We start from the raw sequence: 24,661 nt of genomic DNA, 5'->3' as shown, positions 1-24,661 counted from the left end.
AGAAGTCTTGCTTGCACTGGAAGGTCTTCATTTTAACAGAATTCCTTATTTACTTTTTCTTGATCAATTTTTTTGAGCTGAATGGAAATCTTATTTCCTTGTATATGGTGTGAATATCATGTTGAAAACAAAAAAAATTTTAAATAAAAATAAACCATGCTGTAGAAGTGGTTTTTCATGGAGCAAAGACGACACCGCGATATTGGCGGCTGGCGTTGCCACGGGGGGCGGCAGGCTGTCGCAATGACCCGATCATCAATCAGTTGCCATACATGGCTGCATTAATTGCAAGCGTGCTGAAGACGGAATGGAGGGCCGGCGTTGAATGGGCGGCGGATATAAAAAACGACAATGCCTGGAATGGCATTGCCGCTGTCGGTAATATTACTTAAGTGATGCTGCGTATTATATGGTTGGTAACGATGATCTCAAATGGAGCGTGCCGGCTCAGAATTTGAAATTGGCCGTCAGCAGCGCATTGCGCGGGTCGCCATATACGCCGGTGCCGTACGAGCCCATGCCGGGCATATACGTTTTATCGAGCACGTTGTTGACGTTCAGCGCCAGCGACAGGCGCGGGCTGACCTGGTAGCGCGCCATCAGGCCGACCACCGCGTAGCTGGGCTGGGTGGCGCGCCAGCGGGCGGCCGTCGACAGCTGGTAGTAGGTCTCGCTTTGCCAGGTCATGGAGCCGCCGACGGTCCAGCCGGCCGGCAGGGTCCAGGCTGTGCTCAGCTTGAACAGGTGCCTGGGCTGGTTGGTGTTGACCGCGCTGAGGATCAGGTTGGGCTGCGGCGGAATATGCGAGGTGCGGAAGGTATAGCCGCCGGCCAGGTTCCATGCCGGCGTGACCTGGCCCGACATTTCCAGTTCCACGCCCTTGCTGGTGACGCCGGCGATGGGCCGGTAGATTTCGCCGCCCGTCACGCTGTGGATGCCCTGGTATTGCGGCGCATTGTTTTGTTCGATCTTGAACACGGCCGCGCTGGCGTTGATTTTGCCATCGAGCCATTCGCCCTTCACGCCCGCTTCCATGCTCTTGCCCGTCAACGGGGCCAGCGAGCTGTCATTGGCGTCCTTGTAATAGGTCTGCGGCTTGAAGATGTCGGTGTAGCTGGCGTACACCGACCAGGTGGTGTTGAGGTCATACACCACGCCCGCATACGGCACCACTTTCGCGCTTTCATCGAGGTTGTCCGACACGCTTTTCACGCCGGCCACCGACACCTGGTAGTCGTACAATTTATACCAGCTGGCGCGCGCGCCAAGGATCACCGACAGATCGTCAAGCGGGCGCAGGCGCACGGCCCCCGACACGCCTTTTTCCGTGATGGTGGTGTCGCGGTCGGCGCGTTTTGTCTGCGTCGGCAGCACCAGGTTGCCATCCCACAGCCGGTAGTCGGGCACCGTCACCAGGCTGCTGGTGTACATCTGGGCATCCTTGTTCTGGCGCGAATAGCCGGCGCCCAGCATCAGCTCATGCTGGCGGCCGAACAGGGTGAACGGGCCGGTGACGGCCAGGTTGGCGCTGTCGGTGCTCGCCTGGGTCGGCAGCGGCCCACCCAAGAGGCGGATGCCGGCGCCGGTTTGCTGGTTCATGTAGCCGTTGTAGGCCGAGCCGTACAAGACGTCTTTCGACTGTTTCAAATGGCTGGCGGCGGCGTCCAGCTTCCAGCCGTTGTCGAACGCGTGCTTGACGGTGGCGAAGGTATTGGTGCTGTCGTTGTCCCAGTACGACCAGCGCGCGGCCGGGTTCAGCGAGCGGCGAAAATGGGTTTGCGAGCCGTCGCTGTAGAACAGCGGCAAGTGGCCGAAGGTGGCGCCGTCGGCGCGGCTCTGCATGTAGTCGACGCCCAGGCTCAAGGTGGTGCGCGGCCCCAGGTCGGCTTCGACGATGGCGTACAGGCTGCGCGTGTCGCGCTGGTAATAGTCGATATACGAGTCGGCATTTTGCGCGGCGGCCACCACGCGGCCACGCAGGCTGCCGGACGCGTTCAGGGACCCGGAGACATCGGCCACGCCGCGGTATTTGTTCCACGAACCGAGGCTGCCATTCACCGACGCGGCAAATTCACGGGTCGGGCGCTTGCGCACCAGGTTGATGGTGGCCGACGGATTGCCGGCGCCGGTCAGCAGGCCGGTCGCGCCTTTCACCACTTCGACCCGGTCGTAGACGGCGCTGTCGCCAATCGCCGTGGTGTACTGGTTCGAGCTGTCGAGGGTATTGGGCATGCCGTCGAACTGGAAGTTTTCGATGGTATAGCCGCGCGCATAAAAGGTGGCGCGTTCGCTGTCGTTGCGCCCGACGGTCACGCCGACGACTTTTTCCAGGATGTCGGGCACGCTGTTCAGGGCCTGGTCGTCCATCTGCTGGCGCGTGACGATGCTGACCGACTGCGGCGTCTCGCGCATCGACAGGGCCATGCGGGTGGCCGTGCCCATCACGGGGGTGGTGTAGCTGCCGCTGTTTTCGGTGACATTGGCCGCCTCGGCGCGGGCCGTGACGCTGACGGGCGCCAGGGTCTGTTCGCCGCCCGCCGTTTTGCGCAAGGTATAGCCGCCATTGCCCTGGTCGACCACTTCCAGGCCGCTGCCGGCCAGCAGCGCGGCAAAGCCGGAGCCCGGCGTATGCGTGCCCTGCAGGCCGGGCGAGGTGCGCCCGCTGGCCAGCGCCGGGTCATACGTCAATGCCACGCCGGCCGAGGCGGCGAACAGGTTCAGGGCCGAGACCAGCGGGCCGGCGGCGATCTGGTAGGGTTTCGCCGTGGCGGCGGCCGGAGCGGCGATGGCGACGGCCGGCAGCGACAGCGCCATGGTCAGCATGGCGCCACGCATGGCGATGGCGAGGGGAAGTAGCGTGCAGCGGTGATCAAGCATGATGGGCCCAGTGAGATGATAGACAGGTGGTTGGTGTTGCTTCTGTCTTGCTGGCCGTGCGAAACACAAAAAGATGAAAATTTTTCTGAATTTTTTTTTCAGGCCGCTTCCAGCGTCACCCAATAGCGCGTCACGCTGCGCAGGCGCAGCGGGAACGATTGCACCAGCAACAGCAGCGCGCGGTCGGTGTCTGCCAGCGGAAACACGCCGGAGATGCGCAGCTGCGCGACCCTGGCGTCGCACACCAGACGGCCACGGCGGTAGCGGGCCAGTTCGGCCACCACCTCGCCCAGGCTGCGGTCGTTGACCAGCAGGTTGCCGGTATGCCACAGGCCGGCGCTCTCGTCGGCCTGTTCCGGCGCGTCGATGGCGCCGGCCATCAGGCGTGCCTGCTGTCCCGCGCGCAGGATGACCGCCTTGGCAGGCGCTTGCGCGGCGCGCAGTTCGACGGCGTCGTCCAGCACCGCCACTTGCGTGTGAGCGTCGAACTGGCGCACGGTGAAGCGCGTGCCCAGCGCGCGCGCGGCGCCGTGCCTGGTTTCGATGATGAAGGGGCGCGTGTCCGCCGGCGCGGCGGGAGCTTGCCGGTGGCGGGCCGTCTCGGCCAGGATTTCGCCGGCCAGCAGCCGCACGCGCCGCGTATGGATATCGAACTGTACATCGACCGCGCTGCCGGTGTTCATGATCAGCAGCGAGCCATCGGGCAGTTGCACCCGCTTTTGGTGCCCGATGGCGGTGCTGTAATCGGCCAGCCAGGGCTGGACCAGGCCATGCTGCTGCGCCGTCTGCCAGGACAGGTAGCCGACGGTGCCGGTGCCTGCCAGCAGCAGCACGCTGCGCAGCACTTGCCGGCGTGCCTGGCCGCCGGAAGCCAGCCTGGCGCGCAGCACCGGCGAAGCGATGCCGGCCGGTGCCTGCTGCAAGGTGGCGCGCATCGCCTCGATGCGCTGCCAGGCGCGCTGGTGATCCGGGTGCGCCGCATGCCAGCGCAGCCATGCCTTGCGCTCGGCGTCGCCGGCGCTGCCCGAACACAGGCGCGCATACCAGGCCACGGCTTCCTTGCGCACGGCCGCGTCGTCGCGCGGCGGCGCCGTCATCAGCTCACTCAGCTCACTCATGGCGCCAGCGGATCGCAGTGTTCGACGCAATGTTCAATCGCCGTGCACATATAGTTGCTGACCGTGCGTTTGGTCACGCCCAATTGCCGCGCGATCTGCTCGTAGGTCAGGCCGTCGAGCTGCGACAGCAAAAATGCTTGCCGCACGGCCGGCTTCAGGCCATCGAGCATGGTGTCGATGGCGACCAGCGCCTCGAGCACGATGGCGCGCGATTCCGGCGACGGCGCATGCGCGTCCGGCAAGGCGGCCAGGGCGTCGAGATAAGCGCGTTCGATATCCTTGTGGCGGAAAAAGTCGGCCACCAGGCCGCGCGCGATGGCGCCCAGGTAGGCGCGCGGCGCCAGCAGCCTGGGCATGTCGCGGCGCGCCAGCACGCGCAGGAAAGTGTCGTGCGCCAGGTCGGCGGCGTCACCGGCATTGCCCATCTTGCGGCGCAGCCAGCCCTGCAGCCAGCCGTGATGGTCGCTGTACAGGGCGCTGACGTCAGGTGCGGAAAGGTGAGGGGCGGAAGACACGGCGCATTAAACAATAATGGTTCTCATTTACAAATCATAGCATTGCCGGGCCGTCGGCGCCACTGTTGCAAACTGGCTTGACAAAATAGCCACATTGGGGCTGCTGCGTCGCACAAGGGGCGTGTACTTCGCTATAATTGCGCGGTTAAAACACTGTCAGCACACACGAGGAAACCCCCATGAGCTTGAATAAAGTGCCTTCGGGCCGCGATTTGCCGAACGACTTCAACGTGATCATCGAAATCCCGATGAACGCCGATCCGATCAAATATGAAGTGGACAAGGAATCGGGCGCGATTTTCGTCGACCGTTTCATGGGCACCGCGATGCACTACCCGTGCAATTACGGCTATGTGCCGAACACCCTGTCGCCGGACGGCGATCCGGTCGACGTGCTGGTCATCACCCCGTTCCCGCTGTTCCCTGGCGTGGTCGTGCGCTGCCGTCCTATCGGCGTGCTGAAGATGACGGACGAGTCGGGCGAAGACGCCAAAGTGCTGGCCGTGCCAGTCGACAAGGTCCTGTCGATCTACAGCCACTGGCAGAAGCCGGAAGATCTGAACGAACTGCGCCTGCGCCAGATCCAGCATTTCTTCGAGCACTACAAAGACCTGGAAAAAGGCAAATGGGTCAAGATCGACGGCTGGTACGGCGCCGACGAAGCCCGCGCTGAAATCCTGAACGGCGTTGCCGCTTACAAGAAAGACGCGGAAGACAGCGCTTCGTAATCGTCACCGTGTCATGAAAAATGCCCCCGTGCCAGCTCTGGCACGGGGGCATTTTTATTGGCGCAAGGCGATCAGTGGGCGGCGATCACGCCCATTTGCAGCAATGCCAGCACAAACACGCCCAGCACGATGCGGTAGGCCACGAACGGCCAGTAGCCGCGGCTGCTGACGATGCGCAGGAAGACCACGATCACGCCATAGCCGACAAAAAACGCAATGATCGTTGCCAGCAGGGTGGGGCCGGGCGCGACCGGGCCGGCCACGCCCCAGCTTTTATACAACTGGTAGAAGCCCGACGCCAGCACGGCCGGAATCGCCAGCAAAAAGGAATAGCGGGCCGCCGCTTCGCGCGTGTAGCCCATCATCAGGCCGGCCGTGATGGTGCCGCCCGAGCGCGACACGCCGGGAATCAGCGCCATCGCCTGCGCAAAGCCGAAGATGATGCCGTCGCGCCAGCGCATGCGCGACAGCGGCAGTTCATGGCGGCCATGGCGGTCGGCCGCGCCGAGGATCAGGCCGAACACAATCAGCATGATGGCCGTCAGGTAGAGGTTGCGCAGATAGGTTTCGATCGCATGCTGGAAGGCCAGCCCCAGGATGGCGATCGGCAGCGAGCCGATGATCACCAGCCAGCCCAGGCGCACGTCGGGATTGCTTTTCGCCGCCGCAGTCGCGCCGCTGCCGGGCAGGGCGCCGAACCAGGCCAGGGCGATGCGCAGGATATCCTTGCGAAAGTAGATCAGCACGGCCAGCTCGGTGCCGATCTGGGTAATCGCGGTAAACGCCGCGCCGGGGTCGGCGCCGGACGGCAAGAACGGGCCGATAATGCGCAGATGGGCGCTGGACGAGACGGGCAAAAATTCGGTCAGGCCCTGTATCAGGCCCAGCAGGGCTGCTTCCCACCAGCCGATCACGCCGCTCATGCGGACACTCCACGGCGCGCGTTGCGGCGGCCGGTCAAATTAAATACTTGCAATTGCATTCACCAAAAAGAAAGTTGAGCGGAGCGGCCAACAAGGACCGGCAGGGCGGACAGTGCACGTCTGCTGCAGGCGTGACTTTTTCCAGCTTACCACAGCCGTATTACTTATAAAACAGGCAGTTTTATTCCCGGAACGGGCTGTGCTCGTTCAATTCGTCCAGATACGCGTCGATGCCGCCCCGCTCGCGCTCCAGGAAGCGCTGTACGGCGTCGGCGAACGACGGGTGCGCCAGCCAGTGGGCCGACCAGGTCTTTTGCGGCAGGAAGCCGCGCGCCATCTTGTGTTCGCCCTGGGCGCCGCCTTCGAAGGTGGCGATGCCCTGCGCGATGCAGAACTCCAGCGGCTGGTAATACGCCGTCTCGAAATGCAGGCAGGGCACGTGCTCGAGCGCGCCCCAGTAGCGGCCATATAAAGTATCGTGTGTATGGATCACCAGCGAGGCGGCAATCGCCCGGCCCTCGCGTTCGGCCACCACCAGCAATATATTGCCTGGCATGCTGGCGCCGATGCGCTCGAAAAATTCCAGGTTCAGGTAGGGCGAGGAGCGGTGCTCGGCATAGGTATTGCTGTAGCAGCGGTGAAAGAATTGCCACAGCGCCGGTGTGATGTCGGTACCGCGCACCTGGCGCATGGTCACGCCGGCCTCCGCCACCTTGCGCCGTTCGGCGCGGATATTCTTGCGTTTCTTGTGTTCCAGGGTGGCCAGGAATTGCTCGAAATCGGCATAGCCCGGGTTCAGCCAGTGAAACTGCACGCCGCTGCGCAGCAGAAAGCCGGCCTCTTCGAGCTGGCGCGCCTCGGCCTCTGGCGGAAACAGGATATGCGTGGACGACACCTGGCTGGCCTGCTGCCGCGCCTGCAGAAAGGCCAGCAGGGCCGCGCGCGCCTCGCCATCGCGGGCCAGCAAGCGGCTGCCGCTGACGGGCGTAAATGGAATGGCCGACAGCAGTTTCGGATAGTATTCCAGGCCGTGTTGCTGGTAGGCGTCGGCCCAGGCCCAGTCGAACACATATTCGCCGTAGGAATGCAGCTTGACATACAGGGGCAGGGCGGCGGCCAGCGTGTCACCTTGCCACAGCGCCAGGAACTGTGGCTGCCAGCCGGAGTCGGCACTTGCACAGCCCGATTCGTGCATCGCATGCAAAAAGGCGTAGGACAGGAAAGGATTGGCTTCGGCTTGCAAGGCCAGCAGCGCGGACCATGCCGGCTCGCCAATTTCAGCCAGGGTGGAGACGATAGCCGTGCGATAATTCATTGTTGTGGTTTGCATTCATCACTCTCGGGTTGCCGGCATCGACCTGCAACCCCTCGGGGCTGGCCCCGTCTTTGTTAATAAAACGAAATATCCAATATCATGACAGTCAAAGTCGCAATTGCTCAAATGAATAGTACGGTCGGCGATCTGGCCGGCAACCGCGCCAAGATCGTCGACCTGGCCCGCCGCGCCCATGCCGCCGGCGCCGATATCGTCCTGACGCCGGAACTGTCGCTGGTCGGCTATCCACCGGAAGACCTGTTGCTGCGCAATGCATTCTACGCAAAAACCCAACAAACGTTTGCGGCGCTGGCGCAAGACCTGGCGCAGTTCCCCGATTTGCACGTGGTAGTGGGCTTGCCGTTGCAGGACGAAGCCGGCCTGGTGCGCCATAACGCCGCCTCGGTGCTGGTCAACGGCCAGGTGCTGGGCACCTACCGCAAGCACGATTTGCCGAACACCACCGTGTTCGATGAAAAGCGCTATTTCTCATCCAGCGACCAGGCCTTCGTGTTTGCCGTCAAGGGCGTGCGCTTCGGCATCAATATCTGCGAAGACACGTGGTTTGCCCACGCCCCCGAACGCGCGCGCGCGGCCGGCGCCCAGGTGCTGCTGGTGCCGAATGGCTCGCCGTATCACATGAACAAGCAGCATCTGCGCTACGAGACCATGCGCCAGAATGTGTGCGCGCAAGGCATGTCGCTGGTGTACGCCAACCTGGTCGGCGGCCAGGACGAGCTGATTTTCGATGGCGATTCGTTTGTGATGGACGCGGAAGGCACCATTTGCGCGCAATTGCGTCATTTCGAGGAAGACTTGCAGATCGTCGAGTTCGATGGTGCGGCGCCCGTGCCGCAGCCGCTGCCCTTGCCCCTGGCGGTCGAGGCCCAGGTCTACCAGGCGCTGGTGCTGGGCGTGCGCGACTATATAGTCAAGAACGGCTTTCCCGGCGTGCTGATCGGCATGTCGGGCGGTGTCGATTCGGCCCTGACCCTGGCGATCGCCGTCGATGCGCTGGGCGCGGACAAGGTGCGCGCCGTGATGATGCCGTCGCAGTTTACCGCCGATATTTCGTGGATCGACTCGCGCGACATGGTAAAACGCCTCAATGTGCGCTACGATGAAATTCCGATCAAACAAACCTTCGACGCCTTCCGCGCCACCCTGGCTGAAGAATTCGCCGGCCTGGCCGAAGATGCGACGGAAGAGAATATCCAGGCACGCATCCGCGGCACCCTGCTGATGGCCCTGTCGAACAAGCATGGCAGTATCGTATTGACGACCGGTAACAAGAGCGAGATGGCGGTCGGTTATTGCACCCTGTACGGCGACATGGCGGGCGGCTTCGCGGTGATCAAGGATATCGCCAAGACTCTGGTCTACCGCCTGTGTGCTTGGCGTAACAGCGTGTCCGACGTGATTCCGCAGCGCATCCTGACGCGCGGACCGTCGGCCGAACTGCGCGCCGACCAGCTGGACCAGGACTCGCTGCCGCCGTACGACATTCTCGACGGCATCATGCAACTGTACATGGAAGAAAACCGGCCGATCGCCGAGATTATCGCAGCCGGTTACCCACCGGCCGACGTGGCCCGCATCACGCGCCTGATCAAGATCAATGAATACAAGCGGCGCCAGTCGCCGGTCGGCATCCGTGTCACGCACCGTGGCTTTGGCCGCGACTGGCGCTACCCGATCACGTCCAGGTTCACCGAATAAGCAGCCATCTGTCCGAACAGCCATTAATTTTTAAGGAGTAGCCATGAAACAGATTACCGCCATCATCAAACCATTCAAGCTCGACGAAGTACGCGAAGCCCTGGCCGATGTGAATGTGACGGGTTTGACCGTGACGGAAGTAAAAGGTTTCGGCCGCCAGAAAGGCCACACCGAACTCTACCGTGGCGCCGAGTATGTGGTCGATTTCCTGCCGAAGGTGAAGGTCGAAGTGGTGGTCGACGACAGCGTGTCCGAGCAGGTGGTGGACGCCATCATCAAGGCCGCGCGTACCGGCAAGATCGGCGACGGCAAGATTTTCGTCCGTAATATCGAGCAGGTGATCCGTATCCGCACCGGCGAGACGGGCCCGGAAGCTGTTTAAGCGGAGGTCGGATTAGCGCCCCGCGCGTAATCCGACACCATTGTTGGCAGGACGGGGCAACTCACCGTCCCAGCCGCATGTCGAATTTCCAGCTGATCAGACGCATGATGGTAATGCCGCTGGCGCTGGTCCACAGCGCAAAGTCGTGCTCGACGCCGAAGTGCTTCTGCAGCAGATAGGCCCAGCAGCCGATAAAGGCGCAGATGGCGTAGGGTTTGCCATCACGAAACACCATCGGCACCTCGTTGCAGACGATGTCGCGCATCACGCCGCCAAAGATTCCCGTAATCACGCCCATCATTGAAGCGATAAACAGCGGCATGCCCGCGCGCATCGCTTCGGCCACGCCGGCAATCGCGAACATGCCCAGGCCGATCGCGTCGGCCACCACGATCAGGCGTTCGGAGACGATTTGCCGCAGATGCTGGATCAGCGGCGCGGCCGTGAGCGCCAGCACGAAGATTAAAATGGCGTATTCCTGGTGCGAGACCCAGAACAGGGGCCGCTTGTCAAGCAGGATGTCGCGCAAGGTCCCTCCGCCAAAGGCCGTGATAAAGGCCACCACGAACACGCCCACCAGATCCATGCGTTTGCGGCGCGCTTCGATAAAACCGGAAAACGCGCCCACCAGGATGGCGATCACTTCGATCAGTTTGATCAGCGAGCCGGGCGGCAATTGGGGTGGCATCATGGGAGGCGGCGCCTGAGCTATTACTCAGCAAAAAATAATAGCCACAGGTTAACATGACACGGCCCCGAATGGTGACAAACGGGGCCGTGCATGAGAGTAACTTTTAACAGTGTTGCAGTAGCGCTAGCGCACCACCTGCAGCGCCGCCGCCAGCAGCACCGTCAAGGCGCCATCGCCGCCTTCCGAGCGGCGCGACTGGCAAAAGGCGATCACTTCCGGCTTTTGCACCAGCCAGCTGTGCACCATCGATTTCAGCACCGGTTCCTGTCCTTTCGAACCGAAACCCTTGCCGTGGATCACGCGTACGCAGCGCAGCTTGCGCCGTGTCGCATGGGCCAGGAAAGCGCCGATGCCGTCGCGTGCCTCGTCGCGGCGCAGGCCGTGCAAGTCCAGCTCATCCTGGATCGGCCAGTGGCCCTTGCGCATCTTTTTGATCACGTCGGGACCGACGCCGGGCGCCGCATAATTGAGGGCCGGATCGTTTTCCAGGTAATGGTCGACTTCGAACAGGTCCGACAGCGACTCGCGCAGCACGGCCGCATCGTCTTCCTCGCGCGACAGCTTGCGCGCCGGCTGGGTCGACGTCATGGCGGGCGTCTTCGGCAGCGCCGGCACATAGCGGTCCGATTCGGGCAGGCGCTTGACGCCGCCGATGCTGGCCTTGAACAGATTGCCTTCCACCGCCTGCACTTGCGCCTTTTTGGCGCGCTCGGCCTGTTCCACCGCGCGCGCTTCGGCCTGCTCCTTGAGCTGCTTGCTCACGGCTTTCAGGTCGGCAAAGTCTTTCATCGACGCCACCTGGATTACTCCTGGCCTTCCAGGTAGCGCTGGGCGTCCAGTGCTGCCATGCAACCGGTGCCGGCGCTGGTAATGGCCTGGCGGTAGATATGGTCCTGCACGTCGCCGGCGGCAAACACGCCCGGTGCGCTGGTGGCGGTGGCCATGCCTTCCAGGCCGGTTTTGGTCTTGATATAGCCGTTGTGCATGTCGAGCTGGCCTTCGAAGATGCTGGTGTTCGGCTTGTGGCCGATGGCGATGAACACGCCGTGCACGCTCAGGGCTTCGACCTTGCCGTCGATGGTGGACTTGATGTTCAGGCCCGTCACGCCGCCTTCGTTGCCCGTCACTTCGTCCAGCGTGTGGTTGTACTTCAGCACGATCTTGCCTTCGGCAACCTTGGCGTTCAGGCGGTCGATCAGGATCGCTTCGGCGCGGAACTTGTCGCGGCGGTGGATCAGGGTGACCTTGTCGGCGATATTCGACAGGTACAGCGCTTCTTCGACGGCCGTATTGCCGCCGCCCACGACCGCCACTTCCTGGTTGCGGTAGAAGAAACCGTCGCAGGTGGCGCAGGCCGACACGCCCTTGCCCATGAAGGCCGATTCCGAAGGCAGGCCCAGGTATTGCGCGGAAGCACCGGTGGCGATAATCAGGGTGTCGCAGGTATATTCGTGGCTGTCGCCTTTCAAGCGGATCGGCTTTTCGTTCAGGAAAGTGGTGTGGATATGGTCAAACACGATTTCCGTATTGAAACGCTCGGCGTGCTGCAGCAGGCGCTGCATCAGGTCCGGGCCTTGCACGCCCATCGGATCGCCAGGCCAGTTTTCCACGTCGGTGGTGGTCATCAGCTGGCCGCCCTGTTCCACGCCGGTCACCAGCATCGGTTTCAGGTTGGCGCGCGCGGCATAGACGGCGGCGCTGTAGCCGGCAGGGCCGGAGCCAAGGATCAGAACGCGGGCGTGTTTGGTAGTGGTCATGATGGGGCTTCTCTATGTATGGGGTCTATCCGAATTGGGGGCAATCACGTCAAGAACAAGGGAGTGTTGTGCTTGCGCAAGCTATGCCCGGATTATAGACCAAGCCGTCCACACAGACGAATCGTGGGGTCGTCCCAGACACATATGGCTTAGAATACAGCTTATGATGGGAAATTCCCTTACAGAAACATTTTTCACCTTGCAGCGCTTCCCAGAATGACTAAACCAGCCCAGGCCAACCAGAACAGTTACACCCGCAAGCCGGTCGTGCGCCGCCCGCTGCCCAACCGGCTGGTACGGCTGTTGTCCGAGGCGCGCTGGTTCGCGTTTGCCGCCTTCGCCCTGTATTTCGTGCTGATCCTGGCCAGCTTCAACAAGCTCGATCCGGGCTGGTCGCACGCCACCTCGGTCGACAAGGTGGCGAACCTGGGCGGCAAGCTGGGCGCGACCCTGTCCGACCTGCTGTTGTATATCTTCGGCTTTTCCGCCTGGTGGTGGTGCGTGTGGCTGCTGCGCACGGTGTGGAACGGCTATCGCCGGCTCAGCCGGCGCTTCCTGCTGGAGCAGGAAGACGAGGTCGAGCGCGAACACCATGTCGAGATGCTGATCCGCATCGTCGGATTTTCCATCATGCTGATCGGCAGCATGGGCCTGGAATACCTGCGCATGGCGAAAAGCCTGCACGTGCAGCTGCCGCGCGAACCCGGTGGCGTGTTGGGCCAGCTGGTCGGCCATTCCGGCCACGTGGCGTTTGGGTTCACCGGCGCGACCTTGCTGCTGCTGCTGCTGTTCGCGCTCGGTTTCAGCCTGTTCTTCCACGTTTCCTGGCTGCAGGTGGCCGAGCGCATCGGCGCCGCCATCGAAGACAGCTTCAACTGGTTCGTGCTGCGCTACCGCGACCGCGAAGACCGCCGCCAGGGCGAAGTGGCCGCCGTGCGCCGCGACGAGGTGGTGGTGATCGAACGCGCCAAGCATGTGGAAAAACACGTGGCCGCGCCGCCGGTGAAAATCGAGCCGCAGGTGGTGGCCGTGGTGAAATCCGAGCGGGTGGAAAAGGAACGCCAGGCCTATCTGTTCGAAGGCCTGGGCGACGGCAAGCTGCCGCCCTTGTCCTTGCTCGATGAAGCGCCGGCCGTGGTGGAAACCGTGTCGGTGGAAACGCTGGAATTTACCAGCCGCCTGATTGAAAAGAAATTGTCCGACTTTGGCGTCGACGCCAAGGTCGTGGCCGCTTACCCGGGCCCGGTTGTCACGCGCTACGAGATTGAACCGGCCACCGGCGTGAAGGGCAGCCAGATCGTGGGCCTGGCGCGCGACCTGGCCCGTTCGCTGTCGCTGACGTCGATCCGGGTAGTGGAAACCATTCCCGGCAAGAACTACATGGCGCTGGAACTGCCGAACAGCAAGCGCCAGATCGTGCGCCTGACGGAAATTCTCGGATCCAAGGTGTATAACGATGGCGTGTCGAGCCTGACGATTGCGCTGGGCAAGGATATCGCCGGCAAGCCGGTGGTGGCCGACCTGGCCAAGATGCCGCACTTGCTGGTGGCCGGTACCACCGGCTCCGGCAAGTCGGTGGGCATCAACGCCACCATCCTCTCCCTGCTGTACAAGTCCGACCCGCTCGACGTGCGTTTAATTTTGATCGACCCGAAGATGCTGGAAATGTCGGTCTACGAAGGCATTCCGCATTTGCTGGCGCCGGTGGTGACCGACATGCGCCAGGCCGGCCATGCGCTGAACTGGGCCGTGAACGAGATGGAACGCCGCTACAAGCTGATGAGCAAGATGGGCGTGCGCAACCTGGCCGGCTACAACACGAAGATCGCCGACGCGGCCAAGCGGGAAGAACATATCCCGAATCCGTTCAGCCTGACGCCGGATTCGCCGGAACCGCTGGAAAAATTGCCGACCATCGTCATCATCATCGACGAGCTGGCCGACCTGATGATGGTGGTGGGTAAAAAAGTCGAGGAATTGATCGCCCGTATCGCGCAAAAGGCGCGCGCGGCCGGCCTGCACTTGATATTGGCCACGCAGCGCCCATCTGTAGACGTGATCACGGGCCTGATCAAGGCGAATATCCCGACCCGTATCGCGTTCCAGGTGTCGTCCAAAATTGACTCGCGCACGATTCTCGACCAGATGGGCGCGGAAACCCTGCTCGGCATGGGCGACATGTTGTACATGCCGCCCGGCACCGGTTTGCCGATGCGGGTGCACGGCGCGTTCGTGTCCGACGAGGAAGTACACCGCGTGGTCAGCCACCTGAAGCTGCAGGGCGAGCCGAACTATATCGAGGGCATCCTCGAAGGCGGCACCCTGGAAGGCGAGGGCGGCGAAGCCGGTGGCGCGCCGGGCGAGGGCGGCGGCGAGGCCGATGCCCTGTACGACCAGGCCGTGCAAGTCGTCTTGAAAAACCGCCGCGCCTCGATTTCGCTGGTGCAGCGCCATTTGCGCATCGGCTACAATCGCGCGGCCCGTTTGCTGGAGCAGATGGAGCAAAGCGGTGTCGTCTCAACCATGCAGTCCAATGGCAACCGGGAAATCCTGGTGCCGGCGGCCAGTGCCGAACCAGGATAAGAAGAATGAGCAAACAGACTATCGCAACAAAATTCATGATCGGCGCCACCAGCCTTGCCTGCGGCCTGCTGTTCGCGGCCAGCGCCTCGGCCAGCGCGCTGGAACAATTCAAGAGCTTCGCCGCCGGCACCAAGTCGGCCAAGGGCGAATTCGTGCAGCGGCAAGTGAAAAAGGCGGAGGCGGGCGGCAAGGCGAAAGTCTCGACCCCGGCCAGCGGCACCTTTGAATTCGCCCGCCCGGGCAAGTTCATCTGGACCTATCTGAAACCATATGAACAACTGCTGCAGGCCGATGGCGAGCAGCTGTATATCTATGACAAGGACCTGAGCCAGGTCACCATCAAGAAACTGGGCGACGCGCTCGGTTCCTCGCCAGCCGCCATCCTGTTCGGAAGCAACGACCTGGAAAAGAATTTCACCCTGGCCGAAGCGGGCACGCGCGACGGCCTGGAATGGCTGAAGGCGACGCCGAAAGCCAAGGACACGACCTTCGACGAAATCACTATCGGCCTGCGCAACGGCGTGCCCGAAGCGATGGAGCTGCGCGACTCGTTCGGCCAGACCTCGATCCTGTCGTTCAAGAACTTCCAGAAGAATCCGTCCCTGGCGGCCAATCACTTTAAATTTGTCATGCCCAAGGGCGCGGACGTGATCAATAATTGACGTCATTGCTTTAGTCGCGCTTCCTTGTCGACCGGCCTCGCAGCGATGCGGGGCTTTTGCATTCTTACCTGGTAAATACTATGGCGGACCTTTTTTCCACCGAACCACGCCAGCCGCTGGCCGAGGCGCTGCGCCCGAAAATCCTGACCGAAGTCATTGGCCAGACCCATCTGTTGGGCGTGGGCAAGCCGCTGCGCCTGGCCTTCGAAGCGGGCAAGGCCCATTCGATGATCTTGTGGGGTCCGCCCGGCGTGGGCAAGACAACGCTGGCGCGGCTGATGGCGAATGCCTTTGACAGCGAATTCATCGCGCTGTCGGCCGTGTTTGCCGGCGTCAAGGATATCCGCGCGGCCATGGACCAGGCTCGCAACAGCTTGGACCAGTTCGGCAAGCATACCTTGCTGTTTGTCGACGAGATTCACCGCTTCAACAAGTCGCAGCAGGATGCCTTGCTGCCCTTCGTGGAATCGGGCCTGGTCACCTTTATCGGCGCGACCACGGAAAATCCCAGTTTTGAAGTGAACTCGGCGCTGCTGTCGCGTGCGCAAGTGTATGTGTTGAAATCGCTGACGGAAGACGAGCTGAAGCAATTGCTGGCCAAGGCGCAGGCCACCGCCTTGTCGCACCTGGTATTCGAGGACGCTGCCGTCGATACCCTGATCGGCTATGCCGACGGCGACGCGCGGCGCTTTTTGAATTTGCTGGAACAGGCCGACACGGCCGCCAGCTCGACCGGCACCACGAACATCGATGCGGCCTTTGTCGACAATGCATTGACGTTGAATTCGCGCCGTTTCGACAAGGGCGGCGACAATTTCTATGACCAGATCTCGGCCCTGCACAAGTCCGTGCGTGGCTCGAACCCCGATGCGGCCCTGTACTGGTTCTGCCGCATGATCGACGGCGGCGCCGATCCGCGTTATCTGTCGCGCCGCATCGTGCGCATGGCCTGGGAAGATATCGGCCTGGCCGACCCGCGCGCGCTGACCATGGTCAACGACGCGGCCGAAACCTATGAACGGCTCGGCTCGCCAGAGGGCGAGCTGGCACTGGGCCAGGCCGTGATCTACCTGGCGATCGCCGCGAAAAGCAATGCCGGCTACAACGCCTTCAATACGGCGATGGCGTTCGTGAAAAAGGACAAGTCCAAGGAAGTGCCGGTGCACCTGCGCAATGCGCCGACCAAATTGATGAAGGAGCTGGGCTACGGCCATGCTTATCGTTACGCGCATGACGAGCCCGACGCCTATGCGGCCGGTGAAACGTATTTCCCGGACGGCATGGCCGAACCGGGCTGGTACAAACCCGTGCCGCGTGGGCTGGAAAGCAAGATTGCCGACAAGCTGGCCTGGCTGCGCGAGCTGGACCGGAAAGTCGGCAAGGGCTGACGCCTACAGCCCCAGCAGGGTAAAACCATCATCCTGCGGCGCATATCCCACCAGCTTGCGCGTCGCATCTATCGACAACCGCTTGTAACGGTTGTCCGACACGCCATGCACCACGTGATAACCGGGCAGTACATCGGCCGTAATGCAGCAGGCCAGCAGCTGCACCACGTCGTGCTCGCTGACAAAGGCGGCGATATCGCGTGCGCTGTGCTGTTGCCCTGGTGTAAATGTCGCCAGATTGGCGATGCGCACGGCGATCGCCGTCATGCCGTGCTGATGCGCGAATGCCGACGCCACCCCTTCGCCGAACGCCTTGCTGGCGCCGTACATATTGGCGGGCCGCGCCGGCATGTGTTCGTACACCTGCATGTCGAGCGGATAGCCTTCCACCGCTTGCGCGCTGCTGGCGAATATCACGCGCTTGACACCCTGCGCCTGCGCCGCGCGAAAGATATTGTGCGTGCCGATGATATTTGGCTGCAGCAACTGGGTATCGAAATCGGCGCCCGCATGCGGCACACCGGCCAGGTGCAGTACCACGTCAATATTGGCGCAGGCGGCCAGGCAGGCCTGGTAGTCGCTGACATCGAGCCGGAGCACAGGGCAGGGCGCTTGCGCCAGGCTGCTTGTGTGCAGGTCGGCCAGGCGCAGGGAGAATTCCCCGTGCCGGCTGTTCCAGAAAACGGTGCCGATCACGCCGGCCGCGCCCGTGACGAGCACGCGTGGTAAAGATAAAGTCATGTCGTCCTTGTGCTCAATAATGTCGGGATATGTAACGCCCACCAGGCACGTTGTGGCGCAGCCGCATGAAAACGGATGCGCCCGCTGCCCACCGCTTCGGCCAGCACCAGGCCGTCGTTCGGTATGGTGTAGCGCTGGCCCGGCTGCAGCACGGTGTCGTCGAATTGATCGTAGGCGGTGATCCAGGCGCGGCCTTCCAGGCATTCGATCACGCCGGCGCTGGCGTGCTCCAGCCGCAAGGGTCGGTTGCTGTGCAAAACGTGCTCGGTGGCCATGGCGTGCTCCTGGTGTGCGGACAGGAACAGCTTAAGCGGCCAGCATGAGCCGGAACAGATGCACTCAATCGAAATTGTCATGCATACAGTGCGCTCGCGGCTACACTGTGCTTGTCAAAAAATGCGGCAACTGTATCTGTGCCAGCCTGGCCGGCCCACCGCATACTGGCGCAGGGAATGAGGAAAGCAAGGACACCATGCACACCAATCTGTACGAACACCTGGCCAACGAACTGGGGGCGCTGATCGACACGCGCGTGTTCGCGCCCGGCGAGCGGCTGCCGTCGATCCGCCATCTGGCGCAGCAAAAGCGGCTGTCCATCAGTACCGTGATGCAGGCCCTGCGCCTGATGGAAGACCGCGGCCAGGTCGATGCGCGGCCGCAGTCCGGCTATTTCGTGCGGCATCGCGCGCCGCGCCGGCCGTGCAGCGCACAGGCCCAGCACCTGAAGGAGCCGGCGTTTGTCGGCATCAACAATCTGCTGATGCGGGTGCTGAAGGACAATGAAACGGCGAATATCGTGCAGCTGGGCACGGCCTGGCCGCCCGATGAAATCCTGCCCATCAAGCGCATGCAACGCACCATCAGCGCGGTGGCGCGGCGCGAGCCGGCCTTGCTCAGCAAGGTCAGCTGCTACGACATCAGCGAAGGCAATTTCTTGCGCCAGGTAACGCGCCGCGCGCTGGACTGGGGCAAGCTGGACCCGGGCGAGATCGTCGTCACCAATTCCTGCACCGAGGCGATCAGCCTGTGCCTGCGCGCCGTGGCGAAACCGGGCGACACCATCGCCATCGAGTCGGCCACCTACTTCGTGCTGCTGCAGATGATCGAAAGCCTGGGCATGAAGGCGCTCGAAATTCCCACCGATCCGAAGACGGGGCCGTCGCTGGACGCGCTGGAACTGGCCCTGCGCGAGGGCCTGGTGCAAGCGTGTCTGTTCGTGCCGAACGCCAACAATCCCCTGGGCTGCGTGATGCCGGACGCGCACAAGCAGCGCCTGGCGGGCCTGCTGTCGCAATTTAATATTCCGCTGGTGGAAGACGACGTGTATGGCGACCTGTGCTTTGCCCAGCAGCGGCCCTGGCCCGTGAAAGCCTGGGACAGCAGCGGCAACGTATTGTTGTGCTCGTCGTTTTCCAAGGCGGTCACGCCCGCCTCGCGCGTCGGCTATGTGCTGGCCGGACGCTTTGCGCAGGAAGTGGCCTTGCTGAAAACCGTGTCCAGCGGCGCCACCAGCCATTTTTTCCAGGCCGTGCTGGCCGACTTTTTGGAAGGCAGCAGCTACGACCAGCAATTGCGCAAGATGCGGCGCACCCTGGTGCAGCGCATCGCCCGCATGTCCGATGCGGTGGCGGCCAGTTTTCCGCCAGAGTGCCGGCTGTCCGAGCCGCAGGGCGGCTTTGTACTGTGGGTCGAGATGCCGGCGCAGGTCGATGCGCTGGCGCTGCATGGCACGGCCATCGCGCAGGGCGTGGCGTATATGCCGGGCCAGCTGTTCTCGGCCTCGGGCAAGTTCGGCAATTATCTGCGCCTCAATTGCGGCAATGCCTGGACGCCGCGCATCGAGCAGGCGATTGCCCGGCTGGGCGGCCTGGTCAAGGACGCGCTGTAGCGTCCATTCTCGCCTCAGTTCCTGTTTTTTACCGTTCGCGCCGCGTTTTTCGCCGCTGGTCGCAATCCGGTGGTGTCGCAGGTGTTTGCTGGCTAAAGTACCACCATACCAGCAGCACTTAACGACACACAACATCACCAGGAGCCACATCATGAACGCACTGAAAAACATGGAAATCGCCTTTGTCGCCGCCGCCGTCCTGGCCATCGGTTCCAGCTTTGCCACCGCCGATACCCGCGCCGTTACCGTCAGCGCCGACTCGGCCCTGGTCGCCCAGGCAGTCGACACCTCGATCCCGGTCGTGACCGTCAGCGCGCGCCGTCTGAGCGCCGCCGAAAAAGCCGCTTTCATCTGATGCTGGCGGCCGCCAGGCCGGCCAGCGCAAAACTCATAATGAAGTGAACGGGTCTTGGTACAATGAGTGCTTTCGATACATCGGCACCGCCACGCACCCCATGATAGATATCCAATTACTCCGTAAAGACATCGCCACCGTTGCCGCCCGCCTGGCGACGCGCAAGTTCCAGCTCGACGTGGCAGGTTTCACCGCCCTCGAAGCCGAACGCAAGGCGATACAGACGCGCACCGAAGAATTGCAGGGCAAGCGCAATGCGCTGTCCAAGCAGATCGGCATGTTGAAAGGCAAGGGCGAAGACACCTCGGCCGTGATGGCGCAAGTGGCTGGCCTGGGCGACGAACTGAAAGCCGATGAAACGGCGCTGGCGCTGGTGCAAGCCAGGCTGAGCGACTTCATTATGGCCGTGCCCAACCTGCCGCACGAATCGGCGCCGGTCGGCGAAGATGAGGCGGGCAACGTGGAAGTGCGCAAGGTCGGCACGCCGCGCAGTTTCGATTTCGAAGTCAAGGACCATGTCGACGTCGGCGCCGCGCTGGGCCTCGACTTTGAAGTGGCGACCAAGCTGACCGGCTCGCGCTTCTCGGTCATGAAAGGCGGCATCGCCCGTTTGCACCGCGCGCTGGCGCAGTTCATGCTCAACACGCACGTCGACGAGCATGGCTACACGGAATGCTACACCCCCTACATGGTCAACGCCGATTCCCTGCGCGGCACGGGCCAGCTGCCGAAGTTCGAAGCCGACCTGTTCTCGGTGAAAAAAGGCGGCGTGGAAGGCGAGGGCGAGACCTTCTACCTGATCCCGACCTCGGAAGTCACGCTGACCAATATCGCCCGCGACGAAATCCTGCCGCTGGACCAGCTGCCCTTGAAAATGACGGCGCATACGCCATGCTTCCGCTCGGAAGCGGGCAGCTACGGCCGCGACACGCGCGGCATGATACGCCAGCACCAGTTCGACAAGGTCGAGATGGTGCAGGTGGTCCATCCCGATACCTCGTACGACGTGCTTGACGAAATGGTCGGCCACGCCGAAACCATTCTGCAGCGCCTGGGCCTGCCGTACCGCGTGATGTCGCTGTGCACCGGCGACATGGGCTTTACCGCCGCCAAGACGTTCGACCTGGAAGTATGGCTGCCGGCGCAGAACACCTACCGCGAAATCTCGTCCCTGTCGAACACGGAAGCCTTCCAGGCCCGCCGCATGCAAGCGCGTTTCCGCAACGCCGCCGGCAAACCGGAACTGGCCCACACCCTGAACGGCTCCGGCCTGGCGGTCGGCCGCACTTTGGTGGCGGTATTGGAAAACTACCAGCAAGCCGACGGCAGCGTCGAGATCCCGCCGGTGCTGCGCCCGTACATGGGCGGCCTGACGCATCTGAAGGCGTAAAAAAGTCCTTTTCTTTTTCCCGCGGGCTGCTATAATCTTGCCTTCTCGCAGCAATGCGAGAGAGACCGCAAGCAATGCGCAGTACCTGGAGAGGTGGCAGAGTGGTCGAATGTACTTGACTCGAAATCAAGCGTACGTTAAATCGTACCGTGGGTTCGAATCCCACCCTCTCCGCCAGAACAAATAAAAGGAGCTCCCGAAAGGGAGCTTTTTTTATTTGTGCCGGCGGAGAGGAGCCTGCCCCCTGCGGGGCAGGCGCGTGGGATTCGAAGACGAGCGCGTACTTCGCGCGAGGCTCCCCGAATCGTCCATTCAGGTTTTCAAGAAAAAGGAGCTCCCGCAAGGGAGCTTTTTTTATTTGTGGCGGCGGAGAGGAGCCTGCCCCCTGCGGGGCAGGCGCGTGGGATTCGAAGACGAGCGCGTACTTGCGCGAGGCTCCCCGAATCGTCCATTCAGGTTTTCAAGAAAAAGAAGCTCCCGCAAGGGTAATGCCGTTCAGTTAAGCAGGTTTTCGTAGAACGCGCGTGGCATAACGCTTTGGTTTAGCCTTGACGGCCCGGTCGAATTTTCGATCGGGCCGTTCGTCATTCAAGAGGCTAACCAGCCTTTCGCGCAGATGTTTCATTGACGCAGGCAGCTTGCCGTACGACCTAGTGACGGCGGCCCAGTGAAGTTCGAACTGGATCAGGTGGAAGGCCCGGATGAAGCTCACTTCGGTCGGTGCGCATTTGACTACCAAGGCGGCTTTGGCGATCTCCAGTCGGATCAAGTTATAGGCGATCAGGGTGCCCCAGATCTCCTGGTACACGCCATCTACCGTTTTTGAGCGCAGGGTAAGCGTGGCGCCAAGCATCGTCTGCTTGAGTTCGCGATAGCTTGTTTCGATGCCCCAGCGACGCTTGTAGCAGTTCTCGATATCGGCATGTTTGTAGCGGCGTCGGTCGCATAGCGAAGTGAGCAGGACACGCCTTCGCGCTTGTTCATCAACGACGGTAATGGCACGCGCCTCCCAAAACTCCGGCAATTGTGCACACTTGGCACGCGCCTGCGGTGACACGCGCATGCGCACTGTGAAGTCGTCGCCATCCTCAGTGCCCTCGATCACTTCCCAGCGTGTATTCGATTTGGCAGGGATGACGAAGTGGCGCTCACTTCCGCCTCGGGTTAGCGCGCACAGAATTTCAGCTGAGAGAAATCCGCGATCGAAGACGGTCAGCGAATCGTTGGGTATGCCATCGATCAGCCTTTTGGCGTACAGCATTTCGTTCGTGCCGTAAGGCCCAAACGCAGCGCTGTGAACAAGATGGGTTGACAACGCAGTGACGGTCACCCCGCGTACCTGAGGGTAGCTCGCGATGGCGCCACTGGAATAATTTTGTGCGCCGAAGTGTTCACGGGTCTCGTCATTGTCATGGGTCCGCAAAGTGGTCCCATCCATTGCAAAAAGTACCAATCCTTTGAACAGATACGAGCGACGATCCTGGCCGCACCAATGCTGTGCTGAGTGGTCGAACAGCCACTTCAACGGATCTGAGCCGAGGCGCTGGCGCGCCTGGGCAGCCGCGCTCTTGCTGACAAAAGGAGTCTGTGCATCTGGAACGGCCAAGCCGAGATCATCGAGGACCTCACTAATGGACTTGTGGCGATATAGTGCCAATGCCACCATCAGCCAGACTACCTGTTCGGCCGGTAGGCGACGATGGCGGATGCTCATTGCATCAGTATGCTGCACGGCTTGATCAATCCACTCGACCGGCAAGTGTTCGCCCAGCCGGCGCCAGTCAGGTGCTTCAAGGTGGTTAGCAAGGAAGTGGAGAGTATCGTTGAGCATAGCCAGGCAGGTTAACAGCAGACCCTGACGTTTACAAGCCCAAAATAAAAATGCCGTTCAGTCTTAACTGAACGGCATTACTCCCGCAAGGGAGCTTTTTTTATTTGTGCCGGCGGAGAGGAGCCTGCCCCCTGCGGGGCAGGCGCGTGGGATTCGAAGACGAGCGCGTACTTCGCGCGAGGCTCCCCGAATCGTCCATTCAGGTTTGCAAGAATGAAAACTGTGAAAAACCTCTCCCCAAACTCTTGCCCCCCATGCTAGAATAGCGCCTCGCTCAAACGGCCCCGGCAGTTTGAGCAGGCCGCAACAGCAAAGCAGTACCTGGAGAGGTGGCAGAGTGGTCGAATGTACTTGACTCGAAATCAAGCGTACGTTAAATCGTACCGTGGGTTCGAATCCCACCCTCTCCGCCAGAACAAATAAAAGAAGCTCCCGCAAGGGAGCTTTTTTTATTTGTGGCGGTGGAGAGGAGCACGCCCCCAATGGGGCGTGCGTGTGGGATTCGAAGGGCTGGGCGTATTCGCCCAGTCCTCTCCGAATCGCCCATTGAAGGTTTCAAAACCCGCCCAAAGCGCGCAGCGCAAGGCGGTTTCATTCAGCATGTCGGATTACGCGCTGTGCGCCAATCCGACCTACGCACTATGGTAATCTACCATCAGTTTCCCCTTCCCATCCCTGACCCACACCACAAGCACAAGCAATGAGCCAATTCTGGAGTTCCATCGTCACCCAGCTGACCCCTTACGTCCCCGGCGAGCAGCCTAAACTGCCAGGCCTGATCAAACTGAACACCAATGAAAACCCGTACGGCCCGTCGCCACAGGTACTCGCCGCCTTGAAGGAAGCGGCCAACGACGCCCTTCGCCTGTACCCGGACCCCAGCGCCAGCGAACTGAAACAGACGCTGGCCGATTACCATGGCGTGAGCAGCGCCGAAGTATTTGTCGGCAATGGCTCCGACGAAGTGCTGGCGCTGGCGTTCATGGCTCTGCTCAAGCACGACGCGCCGCTGCTGTTTCCGGACATCAGCTACAGTTTTTATCCTGTGTATTGCAAGCTGTACGGCATCGACTACCGCACCGTGCCGCTCGACGATGCGATGCGCATCCGCCCGGACGATTACACGGGCCCGTGCGGCGCCATCATCTTCCCGAACCCGAATGCGCCGACCGGCGTCGACCTGCCGCTGGCCGGCGTGGAAGCGATGCTGCGCGCGCATCCCGAGGCAGTGGTGGTGGTCGATGAAGCGTATGTCGATTTCGGCGGCGAGAGCGCCATCACGCTGGTGAAGCAGTATCCGAATCTGCTGGTGGTACAAACGCTGTCGAAATCGCGTTCGCTGGCCGGCCTGCGCGTCGGTTTTGCCATCGGCCACCCTGACCTGATCGAAGCGCTGGAACGGGTCAAGAACAGCTTCAATTCCTATCCGCTCGATCGCCTGGCGCTGGCCGGCGCCGTTGCCTCGTTCCGCGACGAAGCGTATTTCCAGCAGACGCGGCAGGCGGTGATCGCCAGCCGCACGCAGCTGACGGCGCAGCTGACGCAGCTCGGTTTCGAGGTGCTGCCATCGGTGGCCAACTTCGTGTTTGCGCGCCATCCGCAGCATGACGCGGCACAGCTGGCGGCCGGCCTGCGTGCGCGCTCGGTGATCGTGCGCCATTTCAATGCGCCGCGCATCAGCCAGTATTTGCGCATCAGCATCGGCAATCCGCAGGAATGCGCGGCGCTGGTGGAGGGCTTGCGGTCGCTGGTGTGACGGCTTCAACAAGCCGAAGTTGTGCCACAATCGGCGGATTCT

General features: G+C 61.9%; 21 protein-coding genes and 2 tRNA genes. 12 read left to right on the top strand and 11 right to left on the bottom strand.

What is annotated here, in order from left to right; all coding sequences use genetic code 11:
- Positions 1 to 447: 447 nt before the first annotated feature.
- From Q8L25_RS26340 to Q8L25_RS26330, 3 genes are all read right to left on the bottom strand, one after another.
- Positions 448 to 2,877, bottom strand: a complete 2,430-nt coding sequence (locus Q8L25_RS26340; RefSeq protein WP_308922198.1) for a TonB-dependent siderophore receptor — start codon at positions 2,875 to 2,877, stop codon at positions 448 to 450.
- 98 nt (positions 2,878 to 2,975) lie between these two features.
- A complete protein-coding gene (locus tag Q8L25_RS26335; RefSeq protein WP_308922197.1) occupies positions 2,976 to 3,995 on the bottom strand; it encodes a FecR domain-containing protein in 1,020 nt (339 codons plus the stop codon).
- A complete protein-coding gene (locus Q8L25_RS26330) occupies positions 3,992 to 4,510 on the bottom strand; it encodes a sigma-70 family RNA polymerase sigma factor (protein ID WP_308922196.1) in 519 nt (172 codons plus the stop codon). The genes Q8L25_RS26335 and Q8L25_RS26330 overlap by 4 nt, the downstream gene beginning before the upstream one ends.
- A gap of 179 nt (positions 4,511 to 4,689) precedes the next feature.
- Between Q8L25_RS26330 and ppa the strand changes: the two genes are divergently transcribed.
- Entirely contained in the window at positions 4,690 to 5,238 is a 549-nt protein-coding gene (gene ppa / locus Q8L25_RS26325) for an inorganic diphosphatase (protein ID WP_308922195.1), read from the top strand.
- Between the two features lie 71 nt (positions 5,239 to 5,309).
- Here ppa and Q8L25_RS26320 read toward each other — a convergent pair whose 3' ends face one another.
- On the bottom strand, positions 5,310 to 6,161 hold the full coding sequence (locus tag Q8L25_RS26320; protein ID WP_308922194.1) for an undecaprenyl-diphosphate phosphatase: 852 nt from the start codon (positions 6,159 to 6,161) through the stop codon (positions 5,310 to 5,312).
- Positions 6,162 to 6,342: 181 nt separating this feature from the next.
- Positions 6,343 to 7,476: a GNAT family N-acetyltransferase gene (locus tag Q8L25_RS26315; protein WP_308925808.1), complete on the bottom strand. Its 1,134-nt coding sequence runs from the start codon at positions 7,474 to 7,476 to the stop codon at positions 6,343 to 6,345.
- 99 nt (positions 7,477 to 7,575) lie between these two features.
- Between Q8L25_RS26315 and Q8L25_RS26310 the strand changes: the two genes are divergently transcribed.
- A complete protein-coding gene (locus Q8L25_RS26310) occupies positions 7,576 to 9,195 on the top strand; it encodes an NAD+ synthase (protein ID WP_308922193.1) in 1,620 nt (539 codons plus the stop codon).
- Positions 9,196 to 9,238: 43 nt separating this feature from the next.
- Positions 9,239 to 9,577 (top strand): P-II family nitrogen regulator, encoded by a 339-nt coding sequence (locus Q8L25_RS26305; RefSeq protein ID WP_308922192.1) that lies wholly within the window; start codon positions 9,239 to 9,241, stop codon positions 9,575 to 9,577.
- 61 nt (positions 9,578 to 9,638) lie between these two features.
- On the opposite strand, the gene Q8L25_RS26300 is transcribed toward Q8L25_RS26305, so the two are convergent.
- From Q8L25_RS26300 to trxB, 3 genes are all read right to left on the bottom strand, one after another.
- On the bottom strand, positions 9,639 to 10,268 hold the full coding sequence (locus tag Q8L25_RS26300; RefSeq protein ID WP_065307164.1) for a trimeric intracellular cation channel family protein: 630 nt from the start codon (positions 10,266 to 10,268) through the stop codon (positions 9,639 to 9,641).
- 123 nt (positions 10,269 to 10,391) lie between these two features.
- Positions 10,392 to 11,057 carry a Smr/MutS family protein gene (locus Q8L25_RS26295; RefSeq protein WP_308922191.1) on the bottom strand — a complete coding sequence of 222 codons (666 nt, stop codon included), beginning with the start codon at positions 11,055 to 11,057 and terminating at the stop codon, positions 10,392 to 10,394.
- A 14-nt stretch (positions 11,058 to 11,071) separates the two neighbouring features.
- Positions 11,072 to 12,025, bottom strand: coding sequence for a thioredoxin-disulfide reductase (trxB, locus tag Q8L25_RS26290; RefSeq protein ID WP_065307162.1), 954 nt, complete (start codon positions 12,023 to 12,025; stop codon positions 11,072 to 11,074).
- A gap of 216 nt (positions 12,026 to 12,241) precedes the next feature.
- Here trxB and Q8L25_RS26285 point away from each other — a divergent pair, with 216 nt between their 5' ends.
- From Q8L25_RS26285 to Q8L25_RS26275, 3 genes are all read left to right on the top strand, one after another.
- The gene (locus Q8L25_RS26285; protein WP_308922190.1) at positions 12,242 to 14,608 is read left to right on the top strand and encodes a DNA translocase FtsK 4TM domain-containing protein; all 2,367 of its coding nucleotides are present in this window, start codon (positions 12,242 to 12,244) and stop codon (positions 14,606 to 14,608) included.
- Between the two features lie 5 nt (positions 14,609 to 14,613).
- Positions 14,614 to 15,270 carry an outer membrane lipoprotein chaperone LolA gene (gene lolA, locus Q8L25_RS26280; protein WP_308922189.1) on the top strand — a complete coding sequence of 219 codons (657 nt, stop codon included), beginning with the start codon at positions 14,614 to 14,616 and terminating at the stop codon, positions 15,268 to 15,270.
- 80 nt (positions 15,271 to 15,350) lie between these two features.
- Positions 15,351 to 16,658, top strand: a complete 1,308-nt coding sequence (locus tag Q8L25_RS26275; RefSeq protein ID WP_308922188.1) for a replication-associated recombination protein A — start codon at positions 15,351 to 15,353, stop codon at positions 16,656 to 16,658.
- 3 nt (positions 16,659 to 16,661) lie between these two features.
- On the opposite strand, the gene Q8L25_RS26270 is transcribed toward Q8L25_RS26275, so the two are convergent.
- The gene (locus Q8L25_RS26270) at positions 16,662 to 17,399 is read right to left on the bottom strand and encodes an NAD(P)-dependent oxidoreductase (protein ID WP_308922187.1); all 738 of its coding nucleotides are present in this window, start codon (positions 17,397 to 17,399) and stop codon (positions 16,662 to 16,664) included.
- On the bottom strand, positions 17,396 to 17,674 hold the full coding sequence (locus Q8L25_RS26265; RefSeq protein ID WP_308922186.1) for a DUF2917 domain-containing protein: 279 nt from the start codon (positions 17,672 to 17,674) through the stop codon (positions 17,396 to 17,398). Before Q8L25_RS26265 ends, Q8L25_RS26270 begins: the two co-directional genes overlap by 4 nt.
- Before the next feature lie 197 nt (positions 17,675 to 17,871).
- On the opposite strand from Q8L25_RS26265, the gene Q8L25_RS26260 reads away from it, so the two are divergent.
- The 4 genes from Q8L25_RS26260 (at position 17,872) to Q8L25_RS26245 (ending at position 21,209) form a co-directional block, all read left to right on the top strand.
- Positions 17,872 to 19,287: a PLP-dependent aminotransferase family protein gene (locus Q8L25_RS26260; RefSeq protein WP_308922185.1), complete on the top strand. Its 1,416-nt coding sequence runs from the start codon at positions 17,872 to 17,874 to the stop codon at positions 19,285 to 19,287.
- A 151-nt stretch (positions 19,288 to 19,438) separates the two neighbouring features.
- Positions 19,439 to 19,642 (top strand): hypothetical protein, encoded by a 204-nt coding sequence (locus Q8L25_RS26255; protein ID WP_308922184.1) that lies wholly within the window; start codon positions 19,439 to 19,441, stop codon positions 19,640 to 19,642.
- Positions 19,643 to 19,742: 100 nt separating this feature from the next.
- Positions 19,743 to 21,032 carry a serine--tRNA ligase gene (gene serS, locus Q8L25_RS26250; RefSeq protein ID WP_308922183.1) on the top strand — a complete coding sequence of 430 codons (1,290 nt, stop codon included), beginning with the start codon at positions 19,743 to 19,745 and terminating at the stop codon, positions 21,030 to 21,032.
- Between the two features lie 87 nt (positions 21,033 to 21,119).
- A tRNA-Ser gene (locus tag Q8L25_RS26245) sits at positions 21,120 to 21,209 on the top strand.
- 322 nt (positions 21,210 to 21,531) lie between these two features.
- Here Q8L25_RS26245 and Q8L25_RS26240 read toward each other — a convergent pair.
- Positions 21,532 to 22,863: an IS4 family transposase gene (locus Q8L25_RS26240; RefSeq protein ID WP_308922182.1), complete on the bottom strand. Its 1,332-nt coding sequence runs from the start codon at positions 22,861 to 22,863 to the stop codon at positions 21,532 to 21,534.
- Between the two features lie 323 nt (positions 22,864 to 23,186).
- On the opposite strand from Q8L25_RS26240, the gene Q8L25_RS26235 reads away from it, so the two are divergent.
- Together Q8L25_RS26235 and hisC are read left to right on the top strand one after the other, a co-directional pair.
- Positions 23,187 to 23,276: transfer RNA gene (locus tag Q8L25_RS26235), tRNA-Ser, on the top strand.
- 287 nt (positions 23,277 to 23,563) lie between these two features.
- Positions 23,564 to 24,619: a histidinol-phosphate transaminase gene (hisC, locus tag Q8L25_RS26230; protein WP_308922181.1), complete on the top strand. Its 1,056-nt coding sequence runs from the start codon at positions 23,564 to 23,566 to the stop codon at positions 24,617 to 24,619.
- The last annotated feature ends 42 nt before the right edge of the window (positions 24,620 to 24,661 follow it).

Source organism: Janthinobacterium sp. J1-1 (assembly GCF_030944405.1).
Classification (GTDB): Bacteria; Pseudomonadota; Gammaproteobacteria; order Burkholderiales; family Burkholderiaceae_D; genus Janthinobacterium.
This window is presented reverse-complemented; position numbering and strand designations above follow the sequence as displayed.